This window comes from Shewanella sp. SR44-3 (genome assembly GCF_014163735.1).
In the GTDB taxonomy this organism is placed as follows: Bacteria; Pseudomonadota; Gammaproteobacteria; order Enterobacterales; family Shewanellaceae; genus Shewanella.
Map to the genome: position 1 here is coordinate 80,570 of NZ_JACJDV010000008.1, position 25,887 is coordinate 106,456.

Consider the following 25,887-nt stretch of genomic DNA (forward strand, 5'->3'; position numbering starts at 1 on the left):
TCATCTAACTATTTTTTTTCGGGGGCTTTTACATTGCTTGACCTCTCGATGGTTTGTGCTTTAAGGCTTCGTCTAGGCCTATTTTGGTTTGTTGGCAATGTGACTCAGATCAAAAAAACCTTGATAGTTACAACACTAATCATTAGTATAGTTGTTAATTGAACGTTCAATTAACGTTTTATGCCAACAAGGAGACAAGCAATGGCCAGACCAGAAATGAAATCCCTAAGGCAAAAGCAGTTGATTGAGGCCACGCTTGAATCTGTAGCAATGCATGGATTGCATCATACGACCATCAATACCATCAGCGGTTTAGCGGGCATGTCATCTGGGATCATCAGTCATTACTTTGGCGGCAAACAGGGCTTAATTGAAGCCACCCAGAGGCATTTACTCGAACAATTAAAACAAGCGCTATTAGTCAGAGTGAGCGGTAAGTCGCTTACACCTAAGCAAAGGTTGATGATGATAGTGGAAGCCAACTTTACCGAGTTACAACGCTCAACCCCAGCAACTAAGACTTGGTTAAGCTTTTGGTCACAAGCCATGCATGAGCCGGGCCTTGCTCGATTGCAAAATATTAATAGTCAACGTTTGTACCGCAATTTACGTTTCTCTTTTAGGCAGCTTCTCAGTGATGAGCAAGCCACAAATGCGGCAAAACAAGCGGCAGCCATGATCGATGGGTTTTGGTTACGCAGCGCCTTGAGTCAAGAGCCAGAGTTGGCCTTCACCCAAGCCGAAAAATTATGTAAAGAATTTATAGAAACCTTAGTTTCTACACCTGGAGAAAGTGCATGTCAGTAGTACGTTATAGCAGTTTTGTGGACGGTCAATTCCTCGCCAATGAGAGCGGTGAGACCTTCGATGTGATTAATCCTGCAACGGGCGAAGTGAGCTATGTTGTGGAAGTTGCCGATGAGAAAGTGCAGCAAGCAGCCATAGAAAGTGCTAAGCAGGGCTTTAAAATATGGTCAGCCATGAGCGCCATGGAACGCGGACGCATTTTATTAAAAGCCGTGGCTCTATTAAGAGAAAAAAACGACGAGTTAGCCGCCATCGAAGTACAAGACACAGGTAAACCTTGGCAAGAAGCCAGCGTGGTTGATGTGGTCACAGGTGCTGATTCAATCGAATTTTTTGCGGGCATAGTCGCAGGTCTTGAGGGCACACAGCAGCAAGTGGGCGGCGACTTTTATTACACTCGCCGTGAGCCATTAGGCATTTGTGCCGGTATTGGTGCGTGGAACTATCCATTGCAAATAGCGTGCTGGAAAGCGGCTCCTGCGCTGGCCAGTGGCAATGCGATGATTTTTAAACCATCAGAAGAAACCCCACTTGGAGCGTTGAAGCTGGCTGAGATTTTCACTGAAGCGGGCCTTCCAAATGGCGTATTTAACGTGATTCAAGGTGATGGCCGAGTAGGCGCTTGGCTTACTAGCAACCCTGATATTGCCAAGGTGTCTTTTACCGGTGAAGTCGGTACCGGTATCAAGGTGATGACAGCAGCTGCTGGCAGCTTGAAAGGCGTGACCATGGAGCTTGGCGGCAAGTCACCCCTGATTGTATTTGATGATGCAGATATAGATAACGCCGTTTCAGCAGCAATGTTAGCTAACTTCTATACCCAAGGTGAAATTTGTACTAATGGTACTCGCGTCTTCATTCATGAAAGTATTCATGATGTCTTTATGGCGAAGCTTCTAGCGCGCACTCAAGAAAATATTATTTGCGGCGATCCTATGAATGAAGCCACAAACTTTGGTGCGCTTATTTCTAAAGCTCATCAAGAAAAAGTATTGGGTTATATCGAACAAGGTATCGCACAAGGTGCCAAGTTAGTCGCAGGCGGCAAAGCATTGCGCCCAGATAACGCCCCTAATGGCTACTTTGTTGCACCGACGATTTTCACTCAGTGCACCGATGATATGACCATAGTGCAGGAAGAAATTTTTGGCCCTGTGATGTCAGTGCTGACTTTTAAAGATGAAGATGAGGTTATTCGCCGCGCTAATGATACCAAGCTAGGGTTAGCCGCTGGTGTCTTTACTCAAGATATCAGCCGAGCACATCGAGTTATTCATCAGATGCAGGCGGGAATATGCTGGATAAATGCCTACGGCGCATCTCCTGCAGAAATGCCAGTGGGTGGTTACAAGCTTTCAGGTATTGGCCGTGAAAATGGCACTGAAACCTTAAAGCATTACACTCAGACTAAAGCTGTTTATGTAGGTTTGCAGCCTCTTGAAAGCCCATTTTAGGAGGCGCTAAGACAATGACCACAACAATTACCACAACAAAGAAAAAATACGACTACATCATAGTTGGCGCGGGCTCAGCGGGTTGTGTGTTAGCCAACCGTTTGAGTGAAGATCCTAATAACAGTGTGTTATTACTGGAAACCGGTGGCAGCGATAAAAGTATTTTTATCCAGATGCCAACGGCCTTGTCTATCCCGATGAATACGCCTAAGTACGCGTGGCAATTTGAGACAGACCCAGAGCCACATTTAGATAATCGCCGTATGCATTGCCCACGTGGCAAAGTATTAGGTGGCTCATCATCAATCAATGGCATGGTATATGTCCGTGGTCATGCTCATGATTTTAATGAGTGGCAGCAGCATGGCGCAGAAGGTTGGGATTACGCTCATTGCTTACCTTATTTCAAGAAAGCAGAAAGCTGGGCATTTGGCGGCGATGATTATCGCGGTGATGTGGGACCTCTTGCCGTTAATAACGGCAACCAGATGAAAAATCCACTTTATCAAGCCTTCGTTAATGCGGGGGTGGACGCTGGATATTTAGCGACAGCCGATTATAACGGTGCGCAGCAAGAGGGTTTTGGCCCTATGCACATGACGGTTAAAAACGGTGTGCGTTGGTCAACCGCAAATGCCTATTTACGCCCAGCGATGAAGCGCAAAAACTTAACTGTTGTGACTCATGCGCTTACTCATAAAGTCTTGTTTGAAGGCAAAGCCGCCACTGGCGTACGTTATGAGCGTAAAGGTCAATTGATCGATGTGTTTACCACTAAAGAAGTCATCTTAAGTGCAGGCTCTATTGGCTCGCCGCACTTACTGCAACTTTCAGGTGTAGGTGAAGTAAAAACTTTGACTGCAGCGGGTGTTGAGTTAGTTCATGAATTACCAGGTGTCGGTGAAAACTTACAAGATCACTTAGAGTTTTATTTCCAATTTAAGTGTAAGCAGCCTATTTCATTGAATGGCAAGTTAGACCCTTTTAGCAAGCTGATGATTGGCACGGAATGGATTTTAAATAAGTCAGGTTTAGGTGCCACGAATCATTTTGAATCTTGTGGATTTATTCGCTCAAAGCCAGATTTAGCGTGGCCAGACTTGCAGTACCACTTCTTACCTGCAGCGATGCGCTATGACGGTAAAGAAGCCTTTGCTGGTCATGGCTTCCAGGTTCACATAGGTCATAACAAGCCTAAGAGCCGCGGCAGTGTGAAAATTAGCTCAAGCGATCCTAAGGTGCACCCAAAGATTTTGTTTAATTATCTTGAGCATCAAGATGATATCCAAGGATTTAGAGATTGTGTGCGCTTGACTCGCGAAATCATCAATCAGCCTGGTTTAGACGCTTACCGTGGTGAGGAAATTCAGCCTGGTATGGCAGTGCAAACTGATGAGCAAATAGATACCTTCGTGCGTCAATCAGTTGAAAGTGCTTATCACCCTTCATGTTCTTGCAAGATGGGTGTTGATGAGATGGCTGTGGTTGATCCCCAGACCCGAGTGCATGGTGTGAGTGGTTTACGTGTAGTGGATTCATCCATTTTTCCGACCATTCCAAATGGCAACTTGAATGCGCCAACCATAATGTTGGCTGAGCGTGCTGCAGATTTGATTTTAGGTAAAACGCCTTTAGCCCCATCTAATGCCGAAGTGGTATTAGGTGCTGACTGGCAGACCAAGCAGCGTCAAAACTTGCCTAAAAGATAAGCGTTAACAGGTTAGGCCTGCCTCACGCAAGTGAAAAGGCCAATAGTCAACACGAGTCAACTATCAGAATTTAACTATCGCCACTCAATCATGATTAGGCTCAGCCTAGCCGTATGAAGCATGCGATATTTAAGGTTTGAGGGCAGGATGTGAAGTACCGCCTTTAAAATTGACTCAGTGTTAAAAATGAAGCGTTAGCTCGGCATTTGCTGGGATAAAAACAGTTACACGGAGTATCAAGTATGACCATTTGGTTATCTATGGGAATTCTATTCACCTTTGCGGCAATCGCCTTTGTGCTATTTCGTTGGGGGAATATTGAATGTGTTGGCGTAACGCCAGTAAGAACCTTTACCTTTATCGCGATTTTATTTACCTCTGGCCTAGACGTGGGACTGATCATGTTCCCGCTGACTGAGTTTTCAGGTTATGCCACGGATGCCGCTTATGCGTTTACTAATCCGTTAGCGGTTGAGTTTGGCTTTTGGGCCTTCTTGATCTGGGGCTTTTATTTCTTAACTTGTTTCTATTTCTGTGTGATTGAACCCAGAGTGAAGTTTTTTGAAATTCCGCTGATCAAGTTCATCAACAACTTAGTCATTATCGGTACCTGTGCCTTTACCGCTTATTTATTACTGACTAATTTACCTTGGTACTTACCTCAGTTGGGTGATGGCGAAACCATTGTTAGTAGCTTTTATTTGATTGTTTTTGTTGTAATTGCTGCCGCCGTTTATTCAAGCACCAGCATGAAGTATGTGCGTATTTTAAGTTTGGCCAGTACTTGGTTATTCATGGGCTTAATTGCCTTGATGTGGGCGGGTGCGTTTTTAAGTGAATCGGGCAGTGTGGGTGAGTTTTTCACCACTTTTGCACTGATTGGTGATTACTTCGCTAATATTCATGAATTTGTATTGCCTATGAATGATTATCATGAGTTCTACCTATTTTGGTGGTTTGCGTGGAGCATTATGATAGGTCAATTTACCTCTCGTTTTGTGGGCGGCATGAAAACCTATCAAGTGCTTGCAGCCATGATGATTTTCCCGTCAATCCCTATTGCAATTTGGTTTACTGTACTTTATTACTACAGCGCTAATGGCATAGATACCTCAGGTTTCTACAACTTAGCCATGGTGATTGTAGGTGTTACCTTCGTGATTAATTCACTGGATTCATTGGTGCGCTTGTACACAGATAATTTAAATCTTACGGTTGAGCGTTTTGGTAAGGTGAAATACTTCTTAGGTAATCTAGTGTTGCTATCAGGTTTGACCTTGCTGTTTAAACTCGACTTCCTAGAGATCCAGTGGGTTGGTGCGTTGGCGATTGGACTTATCTTTAGCTGCTTTGGTTACTTGATGCTTAATAAGTATAAAAAAGTAAATAATATCGAGCAGTCGCCAAAAGAAAATGAAATTGATTTTACTAAGATAGAGCTTGCAGACTAACTGTGACTCAGCCGCTAGCTCTAGCGATAAGCCGCTTGCTGTACATGGCTTCACATAAGAAAGTTGTGCAGCAAAAAGCTAATTAAATATAAATAGTCTATAAATATAACAATTGATAATCATAATAGGGATTAAGATGAACAAGTCATTATTAGCGTTAGCCGTATCAGGTTTATTCATGTTTGCTCAAACTGCCGAGGCAGGCGTTTCAGCCACAGTGACAGCAGCATCAGATTATACTTTTAACGGTGTGAGCCAAACGGGTAACGATCCTGCTCTGCAAGGCAGTTTAGATTACGCTGCAGATGCAGGTTGGTACGTGGGTAGCTGGGCATCCAATGTCGATTTCGGTTCCGGCGATGATACTAACCTTGAGTGGGATTTTTACGCTGGTCAGTACTTCCAGTTAACTGATGCAGTGAGCTTAGATGCCGGTATCGCTTACTACACTTATCATGGCGATGATGGCTCAAGTGAGTATCAGTACCCAGAAATGTACACTAAATTTGGTTTTGCCAATGACTTAGGTCAAACAGAGCTAAACTTTTGGTACACATGGGATTACTTCGGTGGCGGTGCAGATCACTATATTAGCATGGTTGCCCATACCTTCACTGTTGCAGAAGGTCATGACATTCGCATCAGCTTTGACCGTTCAACCTCAATGGATAAAGAATTATGGTCATGGGATGGCGAATCGAGCTATAACCATGCGCGTATTGCCTACATGACAAGCTATGCCGGTTTTAATTTCAGCTTAGCAGCCGAAGATACTGACTACGATGTTAAGAATGCCGACGCACGAGTGGTATTTTCTGTATCAAGAACCTTCGGCGGCTAAATATTAGCTTAGTCTAAGGGGCTAGCAAGGGTTTACTTGGTTGCTAAATTAAGCAGAATAGTGTTTTCCACTATTCTGCTTTTTTATCGCTTAGGCCTTGGTTTTTTATGGTAATCTTGGCGCCAAATAATGAGGAGCTTATGGAAAAATACGACCAACTATTGATATCGCTCAGACGAGTGATCCGCGCCATTCATATACATTCGCGGCAATTAAATAAAATATCCGGCCTGACCGGACCACAGCTGATGGTGATGCAGAAAATCGCCGAGCTAGATGCCCCTCTTGCTAAGCAAGTGGCCACAGAAATCACCTTAAGCGCCGCTACGGTAACCACTATTATTGATCGGCTTGAAAGTCGTCAATTGGTTATTCGAAAGCGCAGTGAAACCGACAAACGTAAAGTACATTTGTATTTGAGCGATGATGGTAAGGCCTTATTAACTCAGGCGCCTAAACCGTTGCAAGAGCATTTCATTAAACGTTACCAATCATTGCATGAGTGGGAGCAAAGCCAGCTATTGTCGGCCGTTGAACGTATTGCATCTATGATGGATGCTGATGATATTGATGCCGCCCCTGTGTTATTGGTGGATGAAATCCAAAGTGACCTTAAAAAATAAAGTCACATTCAGTCTAAAAATTGTTCAAAATTCAAGCTTGTGGTAGATTATCCAGCATTAACTACAGAGGTTAACGACTGAGTTAACAGGATAACGCCGTAATGGAATTACAAGCCACACTATCAGATGAAGAGCTCGCATGTTTTAGTGAGCTTTTTCGCCCGCCTATAGCCGTCCCTTCGACAATCGATGGCTCGGAACACTACCTCAGTGTCTCAACTGAAATACCTAAGGTGCTAGGGGATATTCTTGGGAAAGCCAAGATGACCTTACTGGCTGAAGTGGGCCACTACAAACTCTGGTTTCCAGTTTTTTTAGAAAGAGACGAATTAGGTCAATTTAATCCCAGTTTAGGTACCCCTGAAGTATTGGATATTCGTGGTGGAGAACGCAGTTGGCGCCTGCGGGGCAAAGGCGATATCCAACTGATTGATGATGACAGCCAACACATGGTTGATGTGCTGTCGCTGTCGAGTTCAGGAATGACGCTCAACCTTGGCAGCCAAGGAGAAATACCCATGTTCAGACACTACAGTGAGCACAGTTGCCGCTATGGTAAACTTGTGCTTCCTGAGGGGGAAAATATGAGAATTAGTTTTACTCCAATTCGCTTTAGTGATGGCATTATGGCTGCAACGATCAGTCTGGAGCCTGGGCAACAGGCAAGGTTAAGGCAATTTTTATTTGATGAACATAAGCATAAGTACCTGCATTTGTACCAAAAACCTAGTTGTTAATGATGGGCTTAAGTTTCTACTTTGAAATCCATTTTTAACACTTGGCAAAGGTGGTTGCAGTATTCACTGTCATGCCTTGGGGTAATAAGGCTACATAATTCATCGCCAATAGGGGTGAAACGGTAGTAATTGAATAGCAAGTGTCCCTGTTTTGGCGTTAGCCTAAGTTGACTGTCCGATAGGGTTAATGTCATTGGACTACGGGCCTCGAGCAATCCAGTTTCAAATTCACTGCTATATAAAATCCCCGCCTCAATCAAGGTTAAAATATTCGAGTAAGGCATGCCAAATTGAGATAAACCCATGGTGCTGGTGGTCGATTTACGAAAGTACTGCTTCACCCCGCCGGTTAATTTATAACTATTGAGCAGTTTTAGTCTGGGCTCTTGATTAAAACGCACCGACATCCCCAAGGCTTTCTCTAAGATCACCGCCTCCCTCAGTGTCAGTTGCCTCAAAGTGGCTAAGGTTCTTAGGCTGTAATTCCCGGGTTTTATAATTTCACTGGCAAGAATTTTTGCCCATAGCTGCTGCATCTTACGGCCATGAATTTGCTCCGCCATTTGGAAAAACTGGTGGCTCCAATCCACATCGAGATCTGAACCAGTAACATCTGACGGCGTGAATTCCAGTGCCATAGTAAAAATGCTTTCAAGATTGCTTTGATACTGGCTGAGGGTTTTTCTTTGCCTGTGCAGTGCTCGTTCTGCAACAGATGAGTCCGCAGGGCGATAATCCCCTTCACTGGCAAGACCAATCACCCTAGCAAGTAGTAAGGCCTTCTTGCGGGCGGACATATTCTTATCTTGATTATCAGATACGGGTTGGCTTTGAAGGTTATCAGTATCTTGCTCGCTCATTTTGAGTGATCCCTAAATTAACTTTTGGCCGACAATAGCGGACTTAAACGAGTTTCTTGTCCAGGCTCTGGATTGCTCGGCACCAGTGCTGCCAAGCAGAGTGAGCAGATGGCAAATCCAGCACCTATGTAGAATACCAAGCTGGGGGAACTTAACCATAAAATCCCTAGCAAAGCTGGAATGATAACCGCTGCGATATGGTTGATGGTGAAGCTGACCGACATGGTTGAGGCTATGTCTTGCTTGTCGGCAATTTTTTGAAAATAGGTTTTCATCGCAATGGCCATGGCAAACAGTAAGTGGTCAATAACATATAGTGCAGCGGCGATATGGGCAACTTCCACCAAGGCGTAGCTGATGAAAATGACGATGAGTCCTAGATACTCAATCACTAGCGCATTGCGCTCGCCGATGCGGCCAATTAAACGGCCTATGGCCGGAGCGAAGAACAAATTGATTAAATAGTTAATAAGAAACAGCGCGGTTATCTCAGATACTGAATAGCCGAATTTTTCTACCATCATAAAGCCTGCAAACACCATAAAGATTTGCCTGCGGGCGCCGGAGAAAAACGTCAATGAATAGTACAGCCAGTAGCGTTTTCTGAGGATAAGTTTTTTGTGTTGCAGGCTATGGATAGGGAATTGTGGGAAGTAACTGGCCATGAACACAACCAATAACAGCCCCAAACAGCCGATGATGGCGTACATCCACACATAATCAAGCTCGGCCCAAGTCATCACCAGCCAAATGCTGCCATAGCCCAGCAGGGCTGCGGCGGAGCGCCATGCTAACGCTTTACCCATAAATGCAGCCGTGTCTGGTTTGTCGACCCATTGCAGGGTTAGCGATTGATTGATGGTTTCAAAATAATGAAATCCTATCGACATCAATACCGTGGTTAAGTAAAGCCCGACAACGCTGGGGAAAAACCCTGTTATGCCAACCCCTATAGTCAGCAGGGCGAGGGATAACAGTGCAAAGACTTGCTCTTTTAATACCAACAAAACCAGTACCGCAGTAAAAGCCAGAAACCCAGGCACCTCCCTTAAGCTTTGCAGTATGCCGATTTGCGCGCCGGTAAACGCCGCTTGCTCGATAACAAAATTATTCAGCAATGCTTGCCAGACGGCAAATACCATAGACATGACAAAGGTCATCCACAGAAGTAACTGTTGTGGTTGTTTGTTTAGCATAACGAGCCCGTAAATTTACTTATTTTTCCTATGATTGCACACTTTTCTTGCAGCGCTAAGCATAAGTTTATGTCGCAGAGATCACAATTTTAACACTAATGTTAATGCAAATTGTTATCATTTGGTGTATTTTGTCTGCGCCCTAATGATGAATAATAAAATGTGTGGAGAATGAGATGAGTAAGACGTTGAGCTTATTGGCGCTGTCGATTACCAGTGTGTTAGTTGCGCCGCAAGCATTAGCCGTGAGCAGTGAAGATTTAGCTAAGGCGATTGCTAAGCAAGAAGCTGAGTTAGTCACGCTTAAATTACAGTTAAAAGAACTTGCCCAGCAACAAGCGAGCCAGCTCGCTGAAAATAAAGCGCAAAAACAAGCACTGGTTAAAGCGCAGCAGCAATTAGCTAAGCAAGACGTTACCCAAAAACAGCTTGTTGAGCATGCTAGTGTCACTCAAAGCGCTCAACCCAAGACAAATCTTTATTCCAGCAAGAGCGTGAATGCCCTAAGCCGTTTCTCGTTTAAATCTTATGGCAGCGCCATTTTTACTAATGATGAGTATTTTGACAATGTGCAAGATACCAGCCCTGAGCGCCGTAGCCGTTTTGATTTAGAGCGTATCGTCACCGAGTTTGGTTACCAGTTTAATGATGATTGGAGCATGGAAGTCGAAATCGAATATGAGCATGGTGGCACGGGGGCATCCCTTGAATATGATGGTTTCGATGAGTTTGGTGAGTTTGAAACAGAAATCGAAGCGGGCGGTGAAGTCGTGGTTGAAAAAGCCGAACTGCGTTATCGGCCCAGTAAAGCTTTCGGGATTAAGTTCGGTAACATTCATTTGCCTATCGGGCTTTCAAGCACATTACATAAACCTAATCAGTATTTAACCGTACAGCGTCACAAGAGTGAAGCGGCCATGCTGCCTGCGGTTTGGAATGAAAATGGTATTGGTGTGTACGGTGAAGTTGCCGATTTCCATTATCAAGCTCAAATTGTCAGCGGGTTAAATTCTGAGTTTTTCCGCACCTATGATTGGGCGGCATCTGGCCATCAAACTCGTTTTGAGCATGTTAATGGTGATGATTTAGCCTTTGCAGGTCGTATCGATTACGGCAATTTCAAGACCGGCAGTGCCGTTGGTGTGGGCTATTACTATGGCAATACCTCGGGTAACCGCAACAAAACCAACAAGCTTAATGTTGATGGCACTATCAGTATCGTATCTGTGGCTGGGGCACTGGTTGAAGGGCCGTGGATCTTACGTGGTCAGTACCTCTACGGCACTTTATCTGACAGCGATGCGATTACTCAAGCCAATAAAACCACTCCGGGTTTACGTCCCGGCAACTTTGCACAATTGGGCTCAAAATCACAAGCTTTCTTTGTTGAAGCTGGGGTGAAGCTTGATAGCTGGTTCGATTTACCCATCACAGTGTTTGCCAACATAGATTATTCCAACCCCTTGATGGAAGTGGAGTCTGGCATTGCGACTAAGCGTTTTGAAAATACTTGGACCAGTGTCGGCATTAACTACTTCCCTATTCCTGAAGTGGTGATCAAAGCCGAAGGCGGCTTGCATCAAGTGGCCGTGGCTGCAATCCCTGACACTAATTTCTTCGCCTTAGGCGTGGGCTACCAGTTCTCGCTTTAGTGAGTTCTGGCTTTAGTTCTTGTTTTAGTTCTATCGACCTTGTTAGCAAATTTTATCGAAAAAATGGAGTTTTACATGAAATCTTTTACCCACTCAGCTCTCGCAATTGCCTTGATCTCAGTCCTAGGGGCTTGTGGTGGTTCAGGTTCAAGTGAACCAGTAGCCCCAACCACGCCGACAACCCCAGATACGGGTTTTAGCTTTGCCGCTACAGCCATGATTACCAATCTGACTCAAGACGTCATAGTGACAGGTTACGCGGACTTAGCAGCCAAAGGCAGCGAGCTGGTATTGGCGACGCAAAAGCTAATCAACTCCACCAATCAAGCAGACTTAGTCGCCGCTCAAGATGCGTGGAAAGCGGCTCGTCAGCCATGGGAGCAAGGTGAATCACACATTTTTGGTCCAGTTGACTCGTTAAGTATCGATCCCCACCTAGATAGCTGGCCGCTAAATACCACAGATTTAAACGTTCAGTTAACCACGGCTGCAGGCTTTGATGCTGAAACCATAAAGTCTTGGAATGATGATGTGCAAGGCTTCCACACCATGGAGTATTTATTGTTTGGTGATGGTATTAGCGACAACACTAAAGACATTAGCGAGCTTACAGTGAAAGAGCGCGAGTATTTAATCGCCTTAGCTCAAGTGTTTCATGACCATGCTAAGACCTTGGACGATGCTTGGCAGGTAAATCACAAGCCAGACGATGCCAATGCCAAGCCATATGCTGAGCTATTAAGTCAACCCGGTGTTGCTGGTAATACTGTGTATTCATCTGAACTTGCAGTTATCGAAGAGCTTATCAACGGCATGATAGGCATAGTCGATGAAGTGGGGAACGGTAAAATCTCCGATCCTTTCGGTGATTCAATCACAAATGCAGATACCTCAAAAGTGGAGTCACAATATTCTTGGAATTCGTTGACCGATTTTGCCAACAATATCCAAGGGGTGCGCAATGTGTACCAAGGTGAGTTTACCGGTAATGCCGATAAACAGGGCCTTAAAGACTTTGTGAATGCCGCTGATGCCAATCTTGCTGTGCGGGTGGCCAGTGAAATTGATGATGCCATCATTAAAATTCAGGCGATTTCTGGCAGTAATAACATGCCGTTTCGCCAAGCCATTAAAGATGCCAATGGCCGAGTGCGCATTCAAACGGCCATAGATGCGCTCACTAAGCTGAAGGCAAGTTTAGAGTCTGATGTTATTCCACTCTTGTCTAAGTGGAAACCTGCTTAAGGGCATTAAAACCATTCGGCTTAGGGGATTGGAACCCCTAAGCTGGGTGTTATCTACCGTTCAATGTCAGATTGATGAGCCTGAAGGCTGACAATATTGTGCGCAATCGTGTGAGTAAAGTATGAAAAAACAACAAATTAATAATAAATCATCTTTGATTGCCTTAGCCTTAATGCTAACGACGAGTTTAGCGGGTTGTGGCGGCTCAGGGGATCCTATCGATGATACTCCAACCACGCCTGAGCCCCCTGCTATAAGCTACCCAAGTTACACTGATGTGACCGCAAGCGGCGGCGCGACCACCACTTTTGAGGCCGGCAATTCAGGCCACGGCTTTTCAACCCCGGCGCCAAACTTAGCCGCCGCTGAACTGGCTCAGCACCTTGAGGGTGATGCAAACTTTGAGGTGTCTTTTACCACAGCGCCGAATGCTGCCCATCCTGAGCTTGATGGTTTGGGACCGGTATTTAATAACGCCGATTGTAATTCATGTCATCAGCGCGATGGCCGTAATTCAACGCCATCGGTTGGTGTTGATAAAACGCGGCTGAAATTGGGCACAGAGGCGGGGATTTTCTTGCGGATAAGCAAAGCGCCTAATCAAGCTTGTACCCAAGGAAGCGCTGAAAATAACTACTGCGCCCCCATTCCTGTGCCAGATTTTGGTGGACAACTGTTTCACCGCGGGGTGCTAAAAGCCCGCGCCGATTGGCAAGACCATAATTTTGGTGGGCAGGCCGATGTGTATTTATCCTATGAGCGCAGCACAGTGACCTATGCTGATGGCAGCCAAGTAACATTAAAGAAACCGATTTTTGAGGTTGAAAACCCCTATGATGCCCCAGGAGAAACCAAGCAGAGTAGCAATGTCACTTCTAACTTATTGCAAGATGACGTGCTCATGGGCTGGCGTAACGGTATGCCTGTGTTTGGCTTAGGTTTATTGGAAGCCATCCCAGAGGCGGCGATTTTAGCGCTGGTGGATGAACAAGACAGCAATAATGATGGCATAAGCGGCAAAGCCAACTGGGTGTTTGATGTGATTAAAGCCAATGCGGGCGAGTCAAATCCTGTGTCTTTAGGGCGCTTTGGCTGGAAAGCCAATACCCCAAGCGTGCGAGTGCAATCTTTAGGTGCCCTTCGCGGCGACATAGGCATAACTAACCCACTGTTTCCAGAAGAAAGCATTGCAGGCACCAGTTTGCATGACTCTTATTTAACTCGCACAGGCTTTGTGGATACAGGTGTTGATGTGAATGGCGCTCCAGAGGCTAGTGCAAAGTTTAGCGATGACGTGGTGTTTTATGCGGAAACCTTAGCCGTCCCAGCAAGACGTAATGTCAGTAATACTGAGGTTCGAGAAGGGGCTAGGTTATTCACTGAACTTAATTGCACCGCTTGTCACACGCCTTCCTTTGTGACTAAAACCCATGGTGATATTGGTGGTCAACCTATGATAGCGGCCCTTAAAGGCCAAACCATTTACCCCTTTAGCGACATGTTACTCCATGATATGGGGGATGGACTTAGCGACGGTCGTCCAGACTTTTTAGCCAATGGTAATGAATGGCGGACAAGGCCGCTGTGGGGGATAGGGCTGACTCAGACAGTGAATCCTCAAGCAGGCTTTTTACATGATGGCCGCGCGGCGACCTTAGAAGAAGCGATACTCTGGCATGGCGGCGAAGCCTTAGCGAGTCAACAAGCCTTTATGGGGCTAGATAAAGCTAAGCGCAATCAGCTAGTGGCTTTCTTGATGTCGTTATAACAATAGCCATAGCAGGCTCAGTTACCTAAGTTACTTAAGCAACTTAAGTAACTTAGGTAACTTAATGTAATAAAAACGCCAAACCCTCAGGTTTGGCGTTTTTATTTGCAGATGTTTCAGCGGGCTAACTTATTATAAGGGCTAAGTTATGCACTTTCTCGTAATGTTTGCCAAGCTTCACAGATTTCTCTAAAGCGCGCCGCATCACCGTCAGGTCTGTCTGGGTGCCATTTTAGTGCCAGTTTACGCCATTGTTTGCGTATGTCTCTATCGGTCGCGGTGTTATCAAGTTCAAATACTATCAGGGCTGAGGTCTTGTGCATCAAGTTAATATTAAGACCGATATATTGCTGGTAGCTGGACCAGAAGGACTCCAACATCTGCCGTACTACATTGACGCTAGCATCGTAGTTTTGCCAATCGAGATAATATTCTCGTAAGTTATTGTCTGCGACTAATTGTTGATTAATATCAGTGGGGATGATCCTAAATATTTGAATATCCATGGCCCTGACTTGCAGCCACTGATTGGGCAGAAGAATTTCTTGTAACTCATACAAGGCATTCATCAATAAAAAGTTACGTTTGAATAAGTCTTTTTCGGGGGAAGGATCAAGATCATGCATCAAGCCTTTTTCTTGCAGTGCCGTGGCAAGATGGTGCACTTTCCAGCTTTGATTGGACGCTTGCAATAGGCTTAATAGCGGCCAAATAAGGGGGTTTTCGCCTTTGGTTGCCGTGAGTTCGGTTTGGGGGGCTTGGGCCATGAGTGCTGATTTTTCAACAAGCATAATGTCATCCTTAATTGGCGATAAAAACCACTATGCCACAGCCTAAGTGGGAGTCAAAGTAGATTTTTACAGCTGTGTTTTTATCTTTTTTGTGTTGTAGGGCAAATTTACAGCAGGCAAGCTATGGCAAATTGGTATAAAATTCGCCGCAATAAAAATAAGGGGCCCTTTCCATGACAGATAAGCATTATATCGGCGCACAACAGTTACTCGAAGATTCTTTTAGATTAGCAGCACAGGTCTACGACAGTGGTTTTAGGCCACAGTTTATCGTAGGTATTTGGCGTGGCGGCGCACCTATTGGTATTGCGGTGCAGGAATATTTTGATTTCAAAAAAGTGGAAACTGACCACATTGCAGTGCGAACTTCATCCTATTACGGCATAGGCACAGACAAGCAAGACAAGAACATTAAAGTCCATGGTCTGCATTATATTATTGAAAATGCCAATGCCAGTGACGGCCTATTGATTGTCGATGATGTGTTTGATTCGGGCCGCAGTATTCATGCGCTTATTGGTAAATTACAGAAGTTTATGCGTTTAAATACTCCAACAGATATCCGGATTGCTTGCCCTTATTACAAGCCTAAAAACACCGCGGTGCCGTTAAAGCCAGATTATTTTATTCATGAATCTGAAGAGTGGTTGGTGTTTCCCCATGAAGTCTCAGGCCTTGATCCAAAAGAGATTGCTGAAGGCAAAGGCGACTTTAAAAATATTCAACACTTATTCATTTAAGCTTGTGCTGAATTGCTAAAGTTTTGCTAAAATCTGGATTCTAAACCGTGCGCCGACATCAGTGTTGGCGCATTTTTGTTTTTACTCAGCGGCAGTGATGAAAAGTATGGCAGCGGTAGAAATCTTTACCCCAACGAAAATAACTCAAGCTCCAGCGGCAAAAGAGCCTCTGGTTAAGCGACAATTAGAGCTGTTAGCACCGGCTAAAAATGCTGATTATGGTATCGAAGCCATACGTCATGGCGCCGATGCGGTTTATATTGGGGGGCCGGCGTTTGGTGCCCGCCATAACGCGGGTAACAGTGTTGATGATATTAAAAGATTGACCGCATTCGCTCATGGTTATCATGCTCAGGTCTTTGTCGCCCTCAATACCATCTTGATGGATAGCGAGATAGATAAGGCTCAAGCACTGATTTGGGACTTGTACCATGCAGGTGTCGATGCCTTGATCATTCAAGACATGGGGGTGTTGCAACTTGATTTACCCCCCATCGCTTTGCATGCCAGTACTCAGATGGATAACCGCACTCCAGAGAAAGCGGTATTTTTAGAGCAGGTGGGGTTTTCTCAGGTGGTATTAGCCCGTGAGCTTAATATTCCACAAATTGCTGATATTGCTGCCAGCACTAAGATGAAGCTTGAGTTTTTCATCCATGGGGCGCTGTGCGTGAGTTATTCAGGTTTATGTAACCTAAGCCATGCCTATTCAAATCGCAGTGCAAACCGTGGCGAGTGCTCACAGATGTGCCGCCTACCTTGCAATCTCACCACCCGTGATGGTGATGTGCTGGCCGAGAATCAGCATTTGTTGTCCTTAAAAGACAATAACCAAACCGATAACTTAGAAGCCTTAATTGATGCGGGCGTAAGCTCATTTAAAATTGAAGGCCGCTTAAAAGATATCACCTACCTTAAAAACGTGACGGCTCATTATCGCCAGCAGCTCGATGCCATAATCGCCAAGCGTGACGATCTTGAATCCATCTCCCATGGTCGTTGCGAGTTTAACTTCACCCCCGATCCCGATAAAAGCTTTAACCGCGGTAAAACCGATTACTTTGTTAATGAACGCACTGAAGCCATCGAGCACTTTAGCTCGCCTAAATTTATCGGTGAAAAAGTAGGCCGCATTACTAAAGTGGGCAAAGACTCTGTCACTGTGGATACCAGCGAAAGCGGTAAAGATATTCAATTTAATAATGGCGATGGCTTGTGCTTTTTCGTCGAGCAGTTTGAAAAGCAAAGGTTATCCGATGATAAATTAGCAGGCCTTAGGGTCAACCGCGCCGAAGGAAATATTCTGCATTTAACAGAAGTGCCTAAAGATTTAAAAGTGGGCGTGGTGCTGTACCGTAATTTTGATCATAAATTTGAAGCGACATTAAATAAAGAGTCTGCTAAGCGCAAAATCAGTGTTGATATGGTGTTTTTTGATACCGAGACAGGCGTTGGCCTTAGCATGAGCGATCAGCATGGTCATAGCGTAACTGTGACGCACGCGTGTCCAAAAGAGGCGGCAAACGATCAAGCCAAAGCTGCTGAAAATATTAACAAGCAGCTGGGCAAACTTGGCAGCAGTGATTTTGTGCTCAATAAAATTAACCTTAAATTAGCGCAAATGTGGTTTTTGCCTGCGTCTATGCTAAATGAGCTGCGCCGTGATGCCATTGAGGCGTTAATGACATTGCGTCTTGAGTCGTATCAGCGCCCCGAGCGTTGGCAGCATGATAAAAATGCCCGCTTCCCGCAAAAAGCATTAAGCTTCTTGTCTAATGTCGCTAATGAAAAAGCCAAGTCGTTTTATGAGCAACATGGAGTTATTCAGATTGAAGACACCTATGAAAAGAACAAGATTTTGCACGATGCGCCTTTAATGGTGACTAAGCATTGCCTGAGATACAGTTTTAACCTTTGCCCTAAGGAAGTTGAAGGCATTAAGGCTGACCCTATGTTTTTAGATGTTGGTAAAGATAAGCTTAAGCTAGTGTTTGACTGTCAAAAATGCGAAATGATGATTGTTGGCACTAATCAGCAGGTTAAGCAAGCGAGTCAATAATTAAATCTTAAGGCAGGCTGCGAATCGCTGCCCTTAATAATCAATTTAACGTAAACTAGCCAGAGTTTGTGTTTGAGTATGCTACTCGAACGGCTAAATCAATAATGAGTAGAGTATGAGCAAAAGTAAGAAGTATGATTTTCGTGTTAGCCAGCTAGATAATGGTTGGAAAACTGAAATTACTCGCCGCATGACGGCCACAAAAACCGTGGTATCTAAGAGCCATGATGGTTTTGCCACCGAGGCCGAGGCGACAGCGTGGGGCGAGTTGGAACTGAAAGGTTTCCTGTCTGCGCAAATGGAGCGCAATAAGCGTAAGACTGAAAAACATTTAAAGGCTAAATCATTAGCCGCCGCCATTGCTGCAGAATCAGCAGTGGACGAAGAGTTTGAAGAAAGCGACTCTGAAGATGACCTAGACGATGAAGAATTAGGTTAATCTGGAACTGAGCAGGATATTTTATTGCATCTTGCGATTAAAAATCTGCAGATGTTAGTGCAGTAATCAGAAATAGGTTGTTATTTAGCCCTTATCAGGATGGTAAGGGCTAGTTGTTTGCGATATAACCTCTTTAACTCAGCGATACCGTTCCATTTACAAGGATGAATTTGGCATGAAATGGTTTTTTCTCTCTATTAGCGTAATAGTCATCATAGGCATTGCCTATTTATCTCCTAAGAACTATGTTTTTGCCAGCCTAATGGATGGCGGTGATCAATTCTTTAATGCCAATACTGAAGTTGAGGTATTCAAAACTCAGCCTGATGGGTTATCTTCAATTGGTAGTGTCGACATTTTTACCAATAAACTGCAATTTCAGTTACCACAAGATTGGCAGCTGGCATTTAGTCGCAGTGAAAATAATATGAGCACATCTGAATTTATATCCACTAAAAGCAGCTTAAATATGTGGTCTGAAATGATTTGTGTCCAAGGTTTTAAAGGTCTGGGGCGTCATGCCAGCCCAAAAGTCTTCTTCGCTGAAATGGTTGGCTCATATAAAGGTAATTGCCAAGGTGAATTAATTTATCAGCCATTAGGAGAGACTCAATTCGGTGATAAAAATGCATACCATGCACTATTAGGCTGCAGCAGTTTGCCTAATTTACATCAAGCAGAGCATGCTTCGTCTATGAGTCAGTTGCAAGGCGAGATGGGCTATTTCGCAGTAGTGAGCTTGGATAATGATTTAATGATGCTGCATAAATCTATGCGCGGTGGCGCTTTTAGTAACGATAATGCTCCATTAACGGAAGATAACTATTTAGCTTTTATTGAGCATCTGCAACCGAATATTTTATCCTCGAATCATGAATAATCTGGTCGTTAGCTTGTTTTTATCCCCTAAAACTTCCAGAGCAAGATATACTCCCTCCTTAATTGAGTTCGACTCAATAATTAGTCAATCTTTTGTGGTGCCTGCAGGCCTTAAAGGCCGAGGATAATCGGGAAACCAGTGAAAATCTGGTGCTGCCCCCGCAACGGTGAATATCCTACTGAGGCAATGCCGAAATAGGATCAAGTCCGGAGACCGGCCCTTAAGGTGATTTCGATGATTTCGGTGGGCAGATCTCGAAATGTATTCCTCAAGTTTCACATGTTATTGCGGACTTATGCTATTGCTGGGATTACGACAATTTGCCCCATTTTTCCTTGCAGGAGTTAAAGGTAAATGGGTTCTAAACCAACAAAAATTTCGTTATCACTAGCAACCATTTTAGGTTTATCTATTTGGGGCGCCCCTGTGTATGCAGCGCCCTTAAATGAACCTGTGGCCAACGTTGATGACACTATGACAGTTATCGGCCGCAGTGATAAGTCGGTGTTAAATATTGCGACTAATGTCGCCGTGCTTGATGCTAGCGATATTGAAGCTAGCGGCGCGACAAATTTGGTACAGTTGCTGCGGGGCCGCAGTGGCATACAAGTGTCGGATAGTAACTCAGGTGCTGTGTTTGCGATGCGTGGTTTCTCTGGTGAGCAAGCAGGTCAGAATACCTTAGTGCTAATTGATGGCCGCCGCCTTAATAATATTGATTTAGCCGCGCCAAATTTAGATGCTATAGCCCTTAATCAAATAGAACGTATTGAGATACTTTCTGGCAGCGCTGGTGTGCTTTATGGTGATCAAGCTGTAGGCGGGGTGATTAATATCATCACTAAGTCGTCGGAGCACGCTCAAGCAGGCTTGCAAGTGTCGGCAGGCAGTTTTGATACTACAGAGTACAAAGGTGATATTTCTGGTGCTATTACTGAGCAGTGGCGTTATGTGGCTGCGGCTAATTATAAAGAAACTGATAACTTTCGCTATCATAATGATAGCGAAACCGGCTCAGTTTTTGGCCGCTTAGATTATCAGTCTGAACAGGCTCACTTTTACTCAGAGGCGGGCTATTTTGATAATCATCGTTTGTTGGCTGGAGGTTTGAGCCAAGCTGAGTTTAGTGTTAATCCAAGAGCTGCAGCCTTGACCAGCAGTAAAGATTACCAGCATGAAATAACGACTTCAGTACGCAGTGGTTATCAACAGCAAGCCACTAAAAACTGGTTACTTGGTACTGATGTGAGCTACACAGATTCAAGTACGAATACGACAAACTCTGGCTTTGCGGGTGATAACCAACGCAGTCAATTGAGCATTACACCTAAAGCTGTGGCGACTTTTGCTACGGCAAAAGGCAGTTTAGAGATTGTCTCTGGTATTGATTACCACTTAGGTGAATCTGAGTTCAGTTGGGGGCGTAGTAATACTCAAACACAAACAGCGGCTTATGTACAAGCAACAGTACCATTAGCCACAAACTTAAGTTATGTGGTGGGCGGTCGTTATGCTAAGGCTGAAGATGAACTTGTGGATGGCAGCGCTTACCCTAATGGTGTCGAGCTTGATCAAGATGCTAAGGCTTTTGAGCTTGGACTAAATTATCGTCCCTCTGCCTCTCAGCGTTTTTATTTGCGCGCTGAAGATAACTTCCGTTTTGCCAAAGTGGACGAGCAAGCTTATACCTCAGCAGGTGTGATCGGGCTTAAGCCACAAACTGGTCGCTCCTATGAGGCGGGTTGGGATTTGATGCTTGCAAGTCACGTTGTGAAACTTAGCTTGTATCGTCTTAGCCTCGAAGATGAGATAGTGTTTGACCCTAGTGCACCCAAGCCAAATGGCGGCTTTTTTGATGGCGCTAACGTGAATGCTGATGCATCACGCCGCTATGGCGCGAGCGCAAATTGGAATTGGCAGTTAATGCCTGACTTAGGGTTTGGTCTTGAGTACCATTATGTTGACGCTGAGTTCACTCAAGGGCCTAATAAAGGCAAAGCGCTATCTTGGGTAGCCGCTCATAGCGGTAGAAGTTATTTAAGTTATGACATTAGTGATGCATGGCAGTTATATACAGAAGCTAGCTATACGGGTGAGCGTTATCTTGGTGGCGACAACGCTAATCTTGAGCCAGAATTAGACAGTTATGTGCTAGGGAATTTGGCGCTGAATTATCGTCAAGATGAATGGTCGGCCAGTTTAAGATTAGATAATCTCTTCGATGAAGAGTATGCTAGTGCCGGTTTTTATAGCGCATGGGGCAACAGTTTTTATTCAGGTGATGGACGCAGTATTCGCTTAACCGCGGGTTATCGCTTCTAAAAAGTGCACTTTTTTGAATAAATACTCAGTTTGAAACCAGGCGCATTTAGCCTGGTTTTTTTATTTTCAGCTTATTTACCCTGACAGCTTGACCTTGAGTGCGAAAGTGTGGGTATATTAGCCGGGTGTATCGTCATTTTATTAAAAGGTAACAAGAGGTTATGACATATCTTGAGCAGCAAGTTTTTACTCAAGTCAGGGCAATTATTGGCAACGAAGAGCAAGTAATTGGTCGTCGTGGCATTCTAGTTCCTCTTAAGAAAGCCTTGATTAATGAAGCTGATATCAGAATTATCATAGATACTGTTTCTACGGATCCCGCCTTGGCGGCACACTTGTTGTGGCGCAGCAATACAGCTCAAGCCTCAGGCGCGGTTAACAGTAAAAACCGCACGATAAAAGATGCGCTTATCCGTTTAGGGCAGGTGAACATCTACCGTTATGCATTTTCTTTTTACTTAAAAGAGCGTTTGGATGCATTAGACGAGCCCTATAAAAAATTGGTGCAAGGTTATTGGAAGCTGACCGAAGCCATCGCCGTGGATGCATTAGAGTTTTTGCGAGAAGAATATGAGCAAGGCACTGCGCCTAATGTGGATGCTGATGAAGTGCAAACCTTAGCGCTGTTCAGTGTGTTTGGTCAGATTATTACCTTAACCGCCTTTGCTTTTTTAAATGCTGATTCAGAAAAAGCCATTTCAATCGGGGTGATTAAATCCATCATAGAGCACCAACAGCAAACGCTTTCAATTGAAGCCTTTGACGCACTAGGCTTAGATGAAGAGTTACGTAATGAGTTTATGGTTGCGCATAATTTACGCCAAACTCACAACCCTGATTCACCTGGTTTGTTATTAAGGCGGGTTTTATCGGCTAAGAATTTATTGATTAATCCCATGCATATATAATTTCATTCTCCTTATTCTTGTTGTTGTCCTTGGAGCGTTACTTGCTCAAGCCAACGCTTGATTAAGTGCGCTTTACTGGTGTCTTGTAGGTAGGCACCAAATAGTGGCCGCTTAAGGCCATCAACACCTAAATTTAGCGTGGCTAATTCTAGGTCATAGGCTTCCTTTATTGACCAGCTAGGCAATGCGGCGACGCCATCATTACAGGCGACGCGTTGCAGTAGAGTGCTGGTCAAATCACACTGTTTTTGTGGTCCTGGATTGACTCCTGCAGGCTCCAAAAAATGCTTGTAAATATCCAGTCTTGCTAGTGGCACAGGGTAAGTGATTAAGTTCACCCCTGCAAGCTGCGCTGGCGTTACATGGCTAGCTTGAGCTAACGGATTATCCACAGACACCACCAACTTCATTTCAAAATCAAATAGATGCTGATAGGCAATGTTATGACCTAGCACAGGATCTGAAGTTAACACCAAATCCAAAGCGCCAGTTTCAAGGGCGTGAATGGCATCGAACAAATGCCGCGTCGATAGATCAATTTGTGCATCATAGACTTGCTCTTTAAAGCGTTCGATAACCGGCATTAACCAGCGAAAACAGCTATGACACTCGATCCCTAAAGCTAAATTATGTTCATCACCCTTGAGACCCTGCTTGAGGGAGTATTCGGTGGCAAGCACTTGGGGCAGGATTTGCTCGGCTAAGTGCAGCAAGCGTGCGCCCTCATGGGTAAAAGTGAGTGGTTTACTCTTACGCACAAAAAGCGATGAATTAATGCGGGTTTCCAATTCTTTTATCTGGTGAGATAAAGCTGATTGGGTAACAAAACGCTTTTTCGCCGCCGCAGCTAGGCTGCCACTTTCTTTAAGGGCCATCAGGGTGCGAAGGTGTCTTAATTCTATCATTTTGCGCTCCACATGAGTTTTACTCATCTTGCTGCTGAATTTATTTCCATTGCTTGAACTGAGACTAACACAATAAACTTCTAGACGTCCAGACGCCTGATTTATTTATTTTCAGTGCGTTTAAATTAAGGTTAGCCACTATGTCAGGAGTGTTGAGCATGAAGATTGCAAATTTAGGATTTCCAAGGATAGGTCGCCAGCGTGAGTTGAAATTCGCTTTAGAGAAATATTGGCGTAGCGAAATAACTCAAGCTGAATTAATTGCAGTGGCTGATGAGCTTAAGCGCACCCACTGGCAGTGGCAGGCCGATGCGGGGGTTGAGTTGATCCCTGTGGGGGATTTTGCCTATTACGATCAGGTGCTCACCTTAAGTGCGACCTTAAATGCGCTGCCCATTCGTCACAGAGAAAAGGACAGCCAAGGTAATCCACTGCCTATTTGCCTAGATACCTTATTTCGGGTTGCCCGTGGCCGCGCCCCAAGTGGCCATCAGGCTTGCGCCGCTGAGATGACTAAATATTTTAATACTAACTATCACTACCAAGTGCCAGAGCTTGATGAAGGCCAGCAGTTTTCTATTGGCTTTGAGCAAATTTTTGAAGAGGTGACGCAGGCGCAGCAACTTGGGTATAAGGTAAAACCTGTGCTGCTTGGGCCTGTGAGTTATCTGCATTTATCCAAGACGCTTTCAAGTTTTGATAAGTTAAGCCTTTTACCCAGTTTAGTGCGAACCTATGCTGAAATTTTGCAGCGTTTTGCCGCTCAAGGTGTTACTTGGGTGCAATTGGATGAGCCCGTACTGGCGCTTGATTTATCCCCAAAGTGGCAACAAGCACTGCAGTGGAGCTATACCGAACTGAATGCTGCACTGGATCAAGAGGTGAATGCAGAGCGGAATGTGAATAAAGGCAATAAAATTAATCTATTACTGGCAAGTTACTATGCGTCGATTGCCCATAATCAAGCTTGGGTGAGTGAACTGCCTGTGGCGGGATTACATCTAGATTTAGTCGCAGCGCCGGAGCAATTATCCTTGTTTGCCAGCAAGCTTAAGCCTGACCAAGTATTATCCCTTGGGGTGATCAATGGCCGAAATGTGTGGGCGGCCGATCTGCAAGCCATAAGCACATCCCTTGCAAAGCTTGTGACTGAGCTCAAAGACAGGGCATGGCTCGCGCCTTCGTGCTCTTTACTTCATTGCCCAGTCACCTTAGAGACTGAAACCAAACTAGCACCAGCACTTAAAGCTCAGCTGGCTTTTGCTAAGGAAAAGCTGCAAGAGCTTAAGAACTTGCGGGTGTTGCTCTTAGGTGAGAATCGCCAGCGCATTGATGAGTTAATCAGCGCTAACTTAAGCCTTAGAAAACTAAAAGCCCAAGCAGAAGACAAGGCAGTCACAGCCAGAGTCGCCGCATTAACGCCCAATGACAGTGAACGCAATCTGGCCTATAGCGAACGCATTAAACTGCAAAAGGCGAGTTTGAAACTGCCGCTGCTGCCCACCACGAGTATTGGCTCTTTTCCACAAACGCCTGCTATTCGTGGCCTGAGAAGTCGCTGGCGCAAGGGCGAAATGAGTGAGTCAGCGTATCAAGAGCAAATTCGCCAAGTAACCCAAGACAGCATCAAGCGTCAACTGGATATAGGTATCGATGTATTGGTACATGGTGAGGCTGAGCGAAACGACATGGTGGAATATTTTGGTGAGCAGTTGGCAGGCTTTGCCTTCACCGAATTTGCTTGGGTGCAAAGTTATGGCTCGCGCTGCGTTAAGCCGCCACTTATCTACGCCGATGTGTCGCGGCCAGCGCCTATGACAGTGGATATTACTACTTATGCACAAAGCCTCACTACAAAACCGGTTAAAGGCATGCTAACGGGTCCAGTGACTATCTTGCATTGGTCATTTGCCAGAGAAGACATTAGCCGTGAAGTGATTGCAAAGCAGATAGCGCTGGCTATTCGTGATGAAGCTTGTGACCTTGAACGTGCGGGGATCAATATTATTCAAATCGATGAGCCTGCGTTTCGTGAAGGTTTACCAATTAAAGCTTCAGACTGGAATGACTATTTAGCTTGGGCGGTGAATGCCTTTAGGCTCAGCGCTTCAGGGGTTAAAGACAGTACTCAAATTCATACTCACATGTGTTACAGCGAGTTTAATGAGACTATTGCCGCTATCGCCGCCATGGATGCAGACGTTATTACCATAGAGACTTCACGGTCTCATATGGACCTGCTCGATGCCTTTGAGGGTTTTCATTATCCCAATGATATTGGCCCTGGTGTGTATGATATCCATTCTCCCAACATCCCAACTGAGGATGAAATAGTGGCGCTTATTAATAAAGCCGCAGCCAAAATACCTGTGGCGCAATTATGGGTAAACCCAGATTGTGGTCTTAAGACACGCACTTGGGATGAAGTGGAGCCCGCCCTTAAAAACATGGTCGCCGCGGCCAAAACCCTGAGACGCAGCCTGACTTGATGTCTTAAATT

At 44.9% G+C, this 25,887-nt stretch carries 21 protein-coding genes and 1 riboswitch; of the genes, 17 read left to right on the forward strand and 4 right to left on the reverse strand.

The window, feature by feature from the left end; genetic code table 11:
* Window positions 1–201: 201 nt before the first annotated feature.
* From betI to H5073_RS06885, 7 genes are all read left to right on the forward strand, one after another.
* The gene (betI, locus tag H5073_RS06855; RefSeq protein WP_182678250.1) at window positions 202–807 is read left to right on the forward strand and encodes a transcriptional regulator BetI; all 606 of its coding nucleotides are present in this window, start codon (window positions 202–204) and stop codon (window positions 805–807) included.
* Complete coding sequence (betB, locus tag H5073_RS06860) at window positions 798–2,261, forward strand: betaine-aldehyde dehydrogenase (RefSeq protein WP_182678251.1); 1,464 nt, start codon at window positions 798–800, stop codon at window positions 2,259–2,261. Before betI ends, betB begins: the two co-directional genes overlap by 10 nt.
* Before the next feature lie 14 nt (window positions 2,262–2,275).
* The gene (gene betA, locus H5073_RS06865; RefSeq protein ID WP_182678253.1) at window positions 2,276–3,970 is read left to right on the forward strand and encodes a choline dehydrogenase; all 1,695 of its coding nucleotides are present in this window, start codon (window positions 2,276–2,278) and stop codon (window positions 3,968–3,970) included.
* A 242-nt stretch (window positions 3,971–4,212) separates the two neighbouring features.
* Window positions 4,213–5,421: a BCCT family transporter gene (locus H5073_RS06870; protein WP_182678255.1), complete on the forward strand. Its 1,209-nt coding sequence runs from the start codon at window positions 4,213–4,215 to the stop codon at window positions 5,419–5,421.
* 136 nt (window positions 5,422–5,557) lie between these two features.
* Window positions 5,558–6,262, forward strand: coding sequence for a TorF family putative porin (locus tag H5073_RS06875; protein ID WP_182678257.1), 705 nt, complete (start codon window positions 5,558–5,560; stop codon window positions 6,260–6,262).
* 140 nt (window positions 6,263–6,402) lie between these two features.
* Window positions 6,403–6,885, forward strand: coding sequence for a MarR family winged helix-turn-helix transcriptional regulator (locus tag H5073_RS06880; protein WP_182678259.1), 483 nt, complete (start codon window positions 6,403–6,405; stop codon window positions 6,883–6,885).
* Window positions 6,886–6,986: 101 nt separating this feature from the next.
* Complete coding sequence (locus tag H5073_RS06885) at window positions 6,987–7,622, forward strand: hypothetical protein (RefSeq protein WP_182678261.1); 636 nt, start codon at window positions 6,987–6,989, stop codon at window positions 7,620–7,622.
* An 8-nt stretch (window positions 7,623–7,630) separates the two neighbouring features.
* Here H5073_RS06885 and H5073_RS06890 read toward each other — a convergent pair whose 3' ends face one another.
* Both H5073_RS06890 and H5073_RS06895 read right to left on the reverse strand, forming a co-directional pair.
* Window positions 7,631–8,419, reverse strand: a complete 789-nt coding sequence (locus H5073_RS06890; protein ID WP_404948382.1) for a TIGR03899 family protein — start codon at window positions 8,417–8,419, stop codon at window positions 7,631–7,633.
* A gap of 80 nt (window positions 8,420–8,499) precedes the next feature.
* A complete protein-coding gene (locus H5073_RS06895; protein WP_182678265.1) occupies window positions 8,500–9,678 on the reverse strand; it encodes an MFS transporter in 1,179 nt (392 codons plus the stop codon).
* 176 nt (window positions 9,679–9,854) lie between these two features.
* Here H5073_RS06895 and H5073_RS06900 point away from each other — a divergent pair, with 176 nt between their 5' ends.
* The 3 genes from H5073_RS06900 (at window position 9,855) to H5073_RS06910 (ending at window position 14,343) form a co-directional block, all read left to right on the forward strand.
* Window positions 9,855–11,330: a hypothetical protein gene (locus H5073_RS06900; RefSeq protein ID WP_182678266.1), complete on the forward strand. Its 1,476-nt coding sequence runs from the start codon at window positions 9,855–9,857 to the stop codon at window positions 11,328–11,330.
* A 75-nt stretch (window positions 11,331–11,405) separates the two neighbouring features.
* Window positions 11,406–12,575, forward strand: a complete 1,170-nt coding sequence (locus H5073_RS06905; RefSeq protein ID WP_182678268.1) for an imelysin family protein — start codon at window positions 11,406–11,408, stop codon at window positions 12,573–12,575.
* A gap of 172 nt (window positions 12,576–12,747) precedes the next feature.
* Window positions 12,748–14,343 (forward strand): di-heme oxidoredictase family protein, encoded by a 1,596-nt coding sequence (locus H5073_RS06910; protein WP_182678327.1) that lies wholly within the window; start codon window positions 12,748–12,750, stop codon window positions 14,341–14,343.
* 146 nt (window positions 14,344–14,489) lie between these two features.
* Here H5073_RS06910 and H5073_RS06915 read toward each other — a convergent pair whose 3' ends face one another.
* Window positions 14,490–15,134: a DNA-J related domain-containing protein gene (locus H5073_RS06915; RefSeq protein WP_182678270.1), complete on the reverse strand. Its 645-nt coding sequence runs from the start codon at window positions 15,132–15,134 to the stop codon at window positions 14,490–14,492.
* Between the two features lie 173 nt (window positions 15,135–15,307).
* On the opposite strand from H5073_RS06915, the gene H5073_RS06920 reads away from it, so the two are divergent.
* The 6 genes from H5073_RS06920 to H5073_RS06945 all read left to right on the forward strand — a co-directional run bounded on the left by H5073_RS06920 (window position 15,308) and on the right by H5073_RS06945 (window position 22,482).
* On the forward strand, window positions 15,308–15,874 hold the full coding sequence (locus tag H5073_RS06920) for a phosphoribosyltransferase (protein WP_011495180.1): 567 nt from the start codon (window positions 15,308–15,310) through the stop codon (window positions 15,872–15,874).
* Window positions 15,875–15,980: 106 nt separating this feature from the next.
* Window positions 15,981–17,933 carry a U32 family peptidase gene (locus H5073_RS06925; protein WP_182678271.1) on the forward strand — a complete coding sequence of 651 codons (1,953 nt, stop codon included), beginning with the start codon at window positions 15,981–15,983 and terminating at the stop codon, window positions 17,931–17,933.
* Window positions 17,934–18,048: 115 nt separating this feature from the next.
* Complete coding sequence (locus H5073_RS06930) at window positions 18,049–18,372, forward strand: DUF3622 domain-containing protein (RefSeq protein WP_182678273.1); 324 nt, start codon at window positions 18,049–18,051, stop codon at window positions 18,370–18,372.
* A gap of 175 nt (window positions 18,373–18,547) precedes the next feature.
* Window positions 18,548–19,252: a hypothetical protein gene (locus H5073_RS06935; RefSeq protein ID WP_182678275.1), complete on the forward strand. Its 705-nt coding sequence runs from the start codon at window positions 18,548–18,550 to the stop codon at window positions 19,250–19,252.
* Window positions 19,253–19,330: 78 nt separating this feature from the next.
* A riboswitch (cobalamin riboswitch) is annotated at window positions 19,331–19,489 on the forward strand.
* A gap of 117 nt (window positions 19,490–19,606) precedes the next feature.
* Window positions 19,607–21,574 carry a TonB-dependent receptor gene (locus H5073_RS06940; protein ID WP_182678277.1) on the forward strand — a complete coding sequence of 656 codons (1,968 nt, stop codon included), beginning with the start codon at window positions 19,607–19,609 and terminating at the stop codon, window positions 21,572–21,574.
* Window positions 21,575–21,735: 161 nt separating this feature from the next.
* Window positions 21,736–22,482 (forward strand): HDOD domain-containing protein, encoded by a 747-nt coding sequence (locus H5073_RS06945; RefSeq protein ID WP_182678279.1) that lies wholly within the window; start codon window positions 21,736–21,738, stop codon window positions 22,480–22,482.
* An 11-nt stretch (window positions 22,483–22,493) separates the two neighbouring features.
* On the opposite strand, the gene H5073_RS06950 is transcribed toward H5073_RS06945, so the two are convergent.
* Window positions 22,494–23,387 carry a LysR family transcriptional regulator gene (locus H5073_RS06950; protein ID WP_182678281.1) on the reverse strand — a complete coding sequence of 298 codons (894 nt, stop codon included), beginning with the start codon at window positions 23,385–23,387 and terminating at the stop codon, window positions 22,494–22,496.
* 158 nt (window positions 23,388–23,545) lie between these two features.
* On the opposite strand from H5073_RS06950, the gene metE reads away from it, so the two are divergent.
* Window positions 23,546–25,876, forward strand: a complete 2,331-nt coding sequence (gene metE / locus H5073_RS06955; protein WP_182678283.1) for a 5-methyltetrahydropteroyltriglutamate--homocysteine S-methyltransferase — start codon at window positions 23,546–23,548, stop codon at window positions 25,874–25,876.
* Window positions 25,877–25,887: the final 11 nt, after the last annotated feature.

What these genes read in the sequence shown, in the direction of transcription:
- H5073_RS06920 (WP_011495180.1), top strand. Translation starts at nt 15,308, where the DNA reads ATGACAGATAAGCATTATATCGGCGCACAACAGTTACTCGAAGATTCT.
- H5073_RS06870 (WP_182678255.1), top strand. Translation starts at nt 4,213, where the DNA reads ATGACCATTTGGTTATCTATGGGAATTCTATTCACCTTTGCGGCAATC.
- H5073_RS06935 (WP_182678275.1), top strand. Translation starts at nt 18,548, where the DNA reads ATGAAATGGTTTTTTCTCTCTATTAGCGTAATAGTCATCATAGGCATT.
- H5073_RS06950 (WP_182678281.1), bottom strand. Translation starts at nt 23,387, where the DNA reads ATGATAGAATTAAGACACCTTCGCACCCTGATGGCCCTTAAAGAAAGT.
- metE (WP_182678283.1), top strand. Translation starts at nt 23,546, where the DNA reads ATGAAGATTGCAAATTTAGGATTTCCAAGGATAGGTCGCCAGCGTGAG.
- H5073_RS06890 (WP_404948382.1), bottom strand. Translation starts at nt 8,419, where the DNA reads ATGTCCGCCCGCAAGAAGGCCTTACTACTTGCTAGGGTGATTGGTCTT.
- betA (WP_182678253.1), top strand. Translation starts at nt 2,276, where the DNA reads ATGACCACAACAATTACCACAACAAAGAAAAAATACGACTACATCATA.
- H5073_RS06905 (WP_182678268.1), top strand. Translation starts at nt 11,406, where the DNA reads ATGAAATCTTTTACCCACTCAGCTCTCGCAATTGCCTTGATCTCAGTC.
- H5073_RS06900 (WP_182678266.1), top strand. Translation starts at nt 9,855, where the DNA reads ATGAGTAAGACGTTGAGCTTATTGGCGCTGTCGATTACCAGTGTGTTA.
- H5073_RS06875 (WP_182678257.1), top strand. Translation starts at nt 5,558, where the DNA reads ATGAACAAGTCATTATTAGCGTTAGCCGTATCAGGTTTATTCATGTTT.
- H5073_RS06915 (WP_182678270.1), bottom strand. Translation starts at nt 15,134, where the DNA reads ATGCTTGTTGAAAAATCAGCACTCATGGCCCAAGCCCCCCAAACCGAA.
- betB (WP_182678251.1), top strand. Translation starts at nt 798, where the DNA reads ATGTCAGTAGTACGTTATAGCAGTTTTGTGGACGGTCAATTCCTCGCC.
- H5073_RS06945 (WP_182678279.1), top strand. Translation starts at nt 21,736, where the DNA reads ATGACATATCTTGAGCAGCAAGTTTTTACTCAAGTCAGGGCAATTATT.
- H5073_RS06885 (WP_182678261.1), top strand. Translation starts at nt 6,987, where the DNA reads ATGGAATTACAAGCCACACTATCAGATGAAGAGCTCGCATGTTTTAGT.
- H5073_RS06940 (WP_182678277.1), top strand. Translation starts at nt 19,607, where the DNA reads ATGGGTTCTAAACCAACAAAAATTTCGTTATCACTAGCAACCATTTTA.
- betI (WP_182678250.1), top strand. Translation starts at nt 202, where the DNA reads ATGGCCAGACCAGAAATGAAATCCCTAAGGCAAAAGCAGTTGATTGAG.
- H5073_RS06925 (WP_182678271.1), top strand. Translation starts at nt 15,981, where the DNA reads ATGGCAGCGGTAGAAATCTTTACCCCAACGAAAATAACTCAAGCTCCA.
- H5073_RS06930 (WP_182678273.1), top strand. Translation starts at nt 18,049, where the DNA reads ATGAGCAAAAGTAAGAAGTATGATTTTCGTGTTAGCCAGCTAGATAAT.
- H5073_RS06910 (WP_182678327.1), top strand. Translation starts at nt 12,748, where the DNA reads ATGCTAACGACGAGTTTAGCGGGTTGTGGCGGCTCAGGGGATCCTATC.
- H5073_RS06895 (WP_182678265.1), bottom strand. Translation starts at nt 9,678, where the DNA reads ATGCTAAACAAACAACCACAACAGTTACTTCTGTGGATGACCTTTGTC.
- H5073_RS06880 (WP_182678259.1), top strand. Translation starts at nt 6,403, where the DNA reads ATGGAAAAATACGACCAACTATTGATATCGCTCAGACGAGTGATCCGC.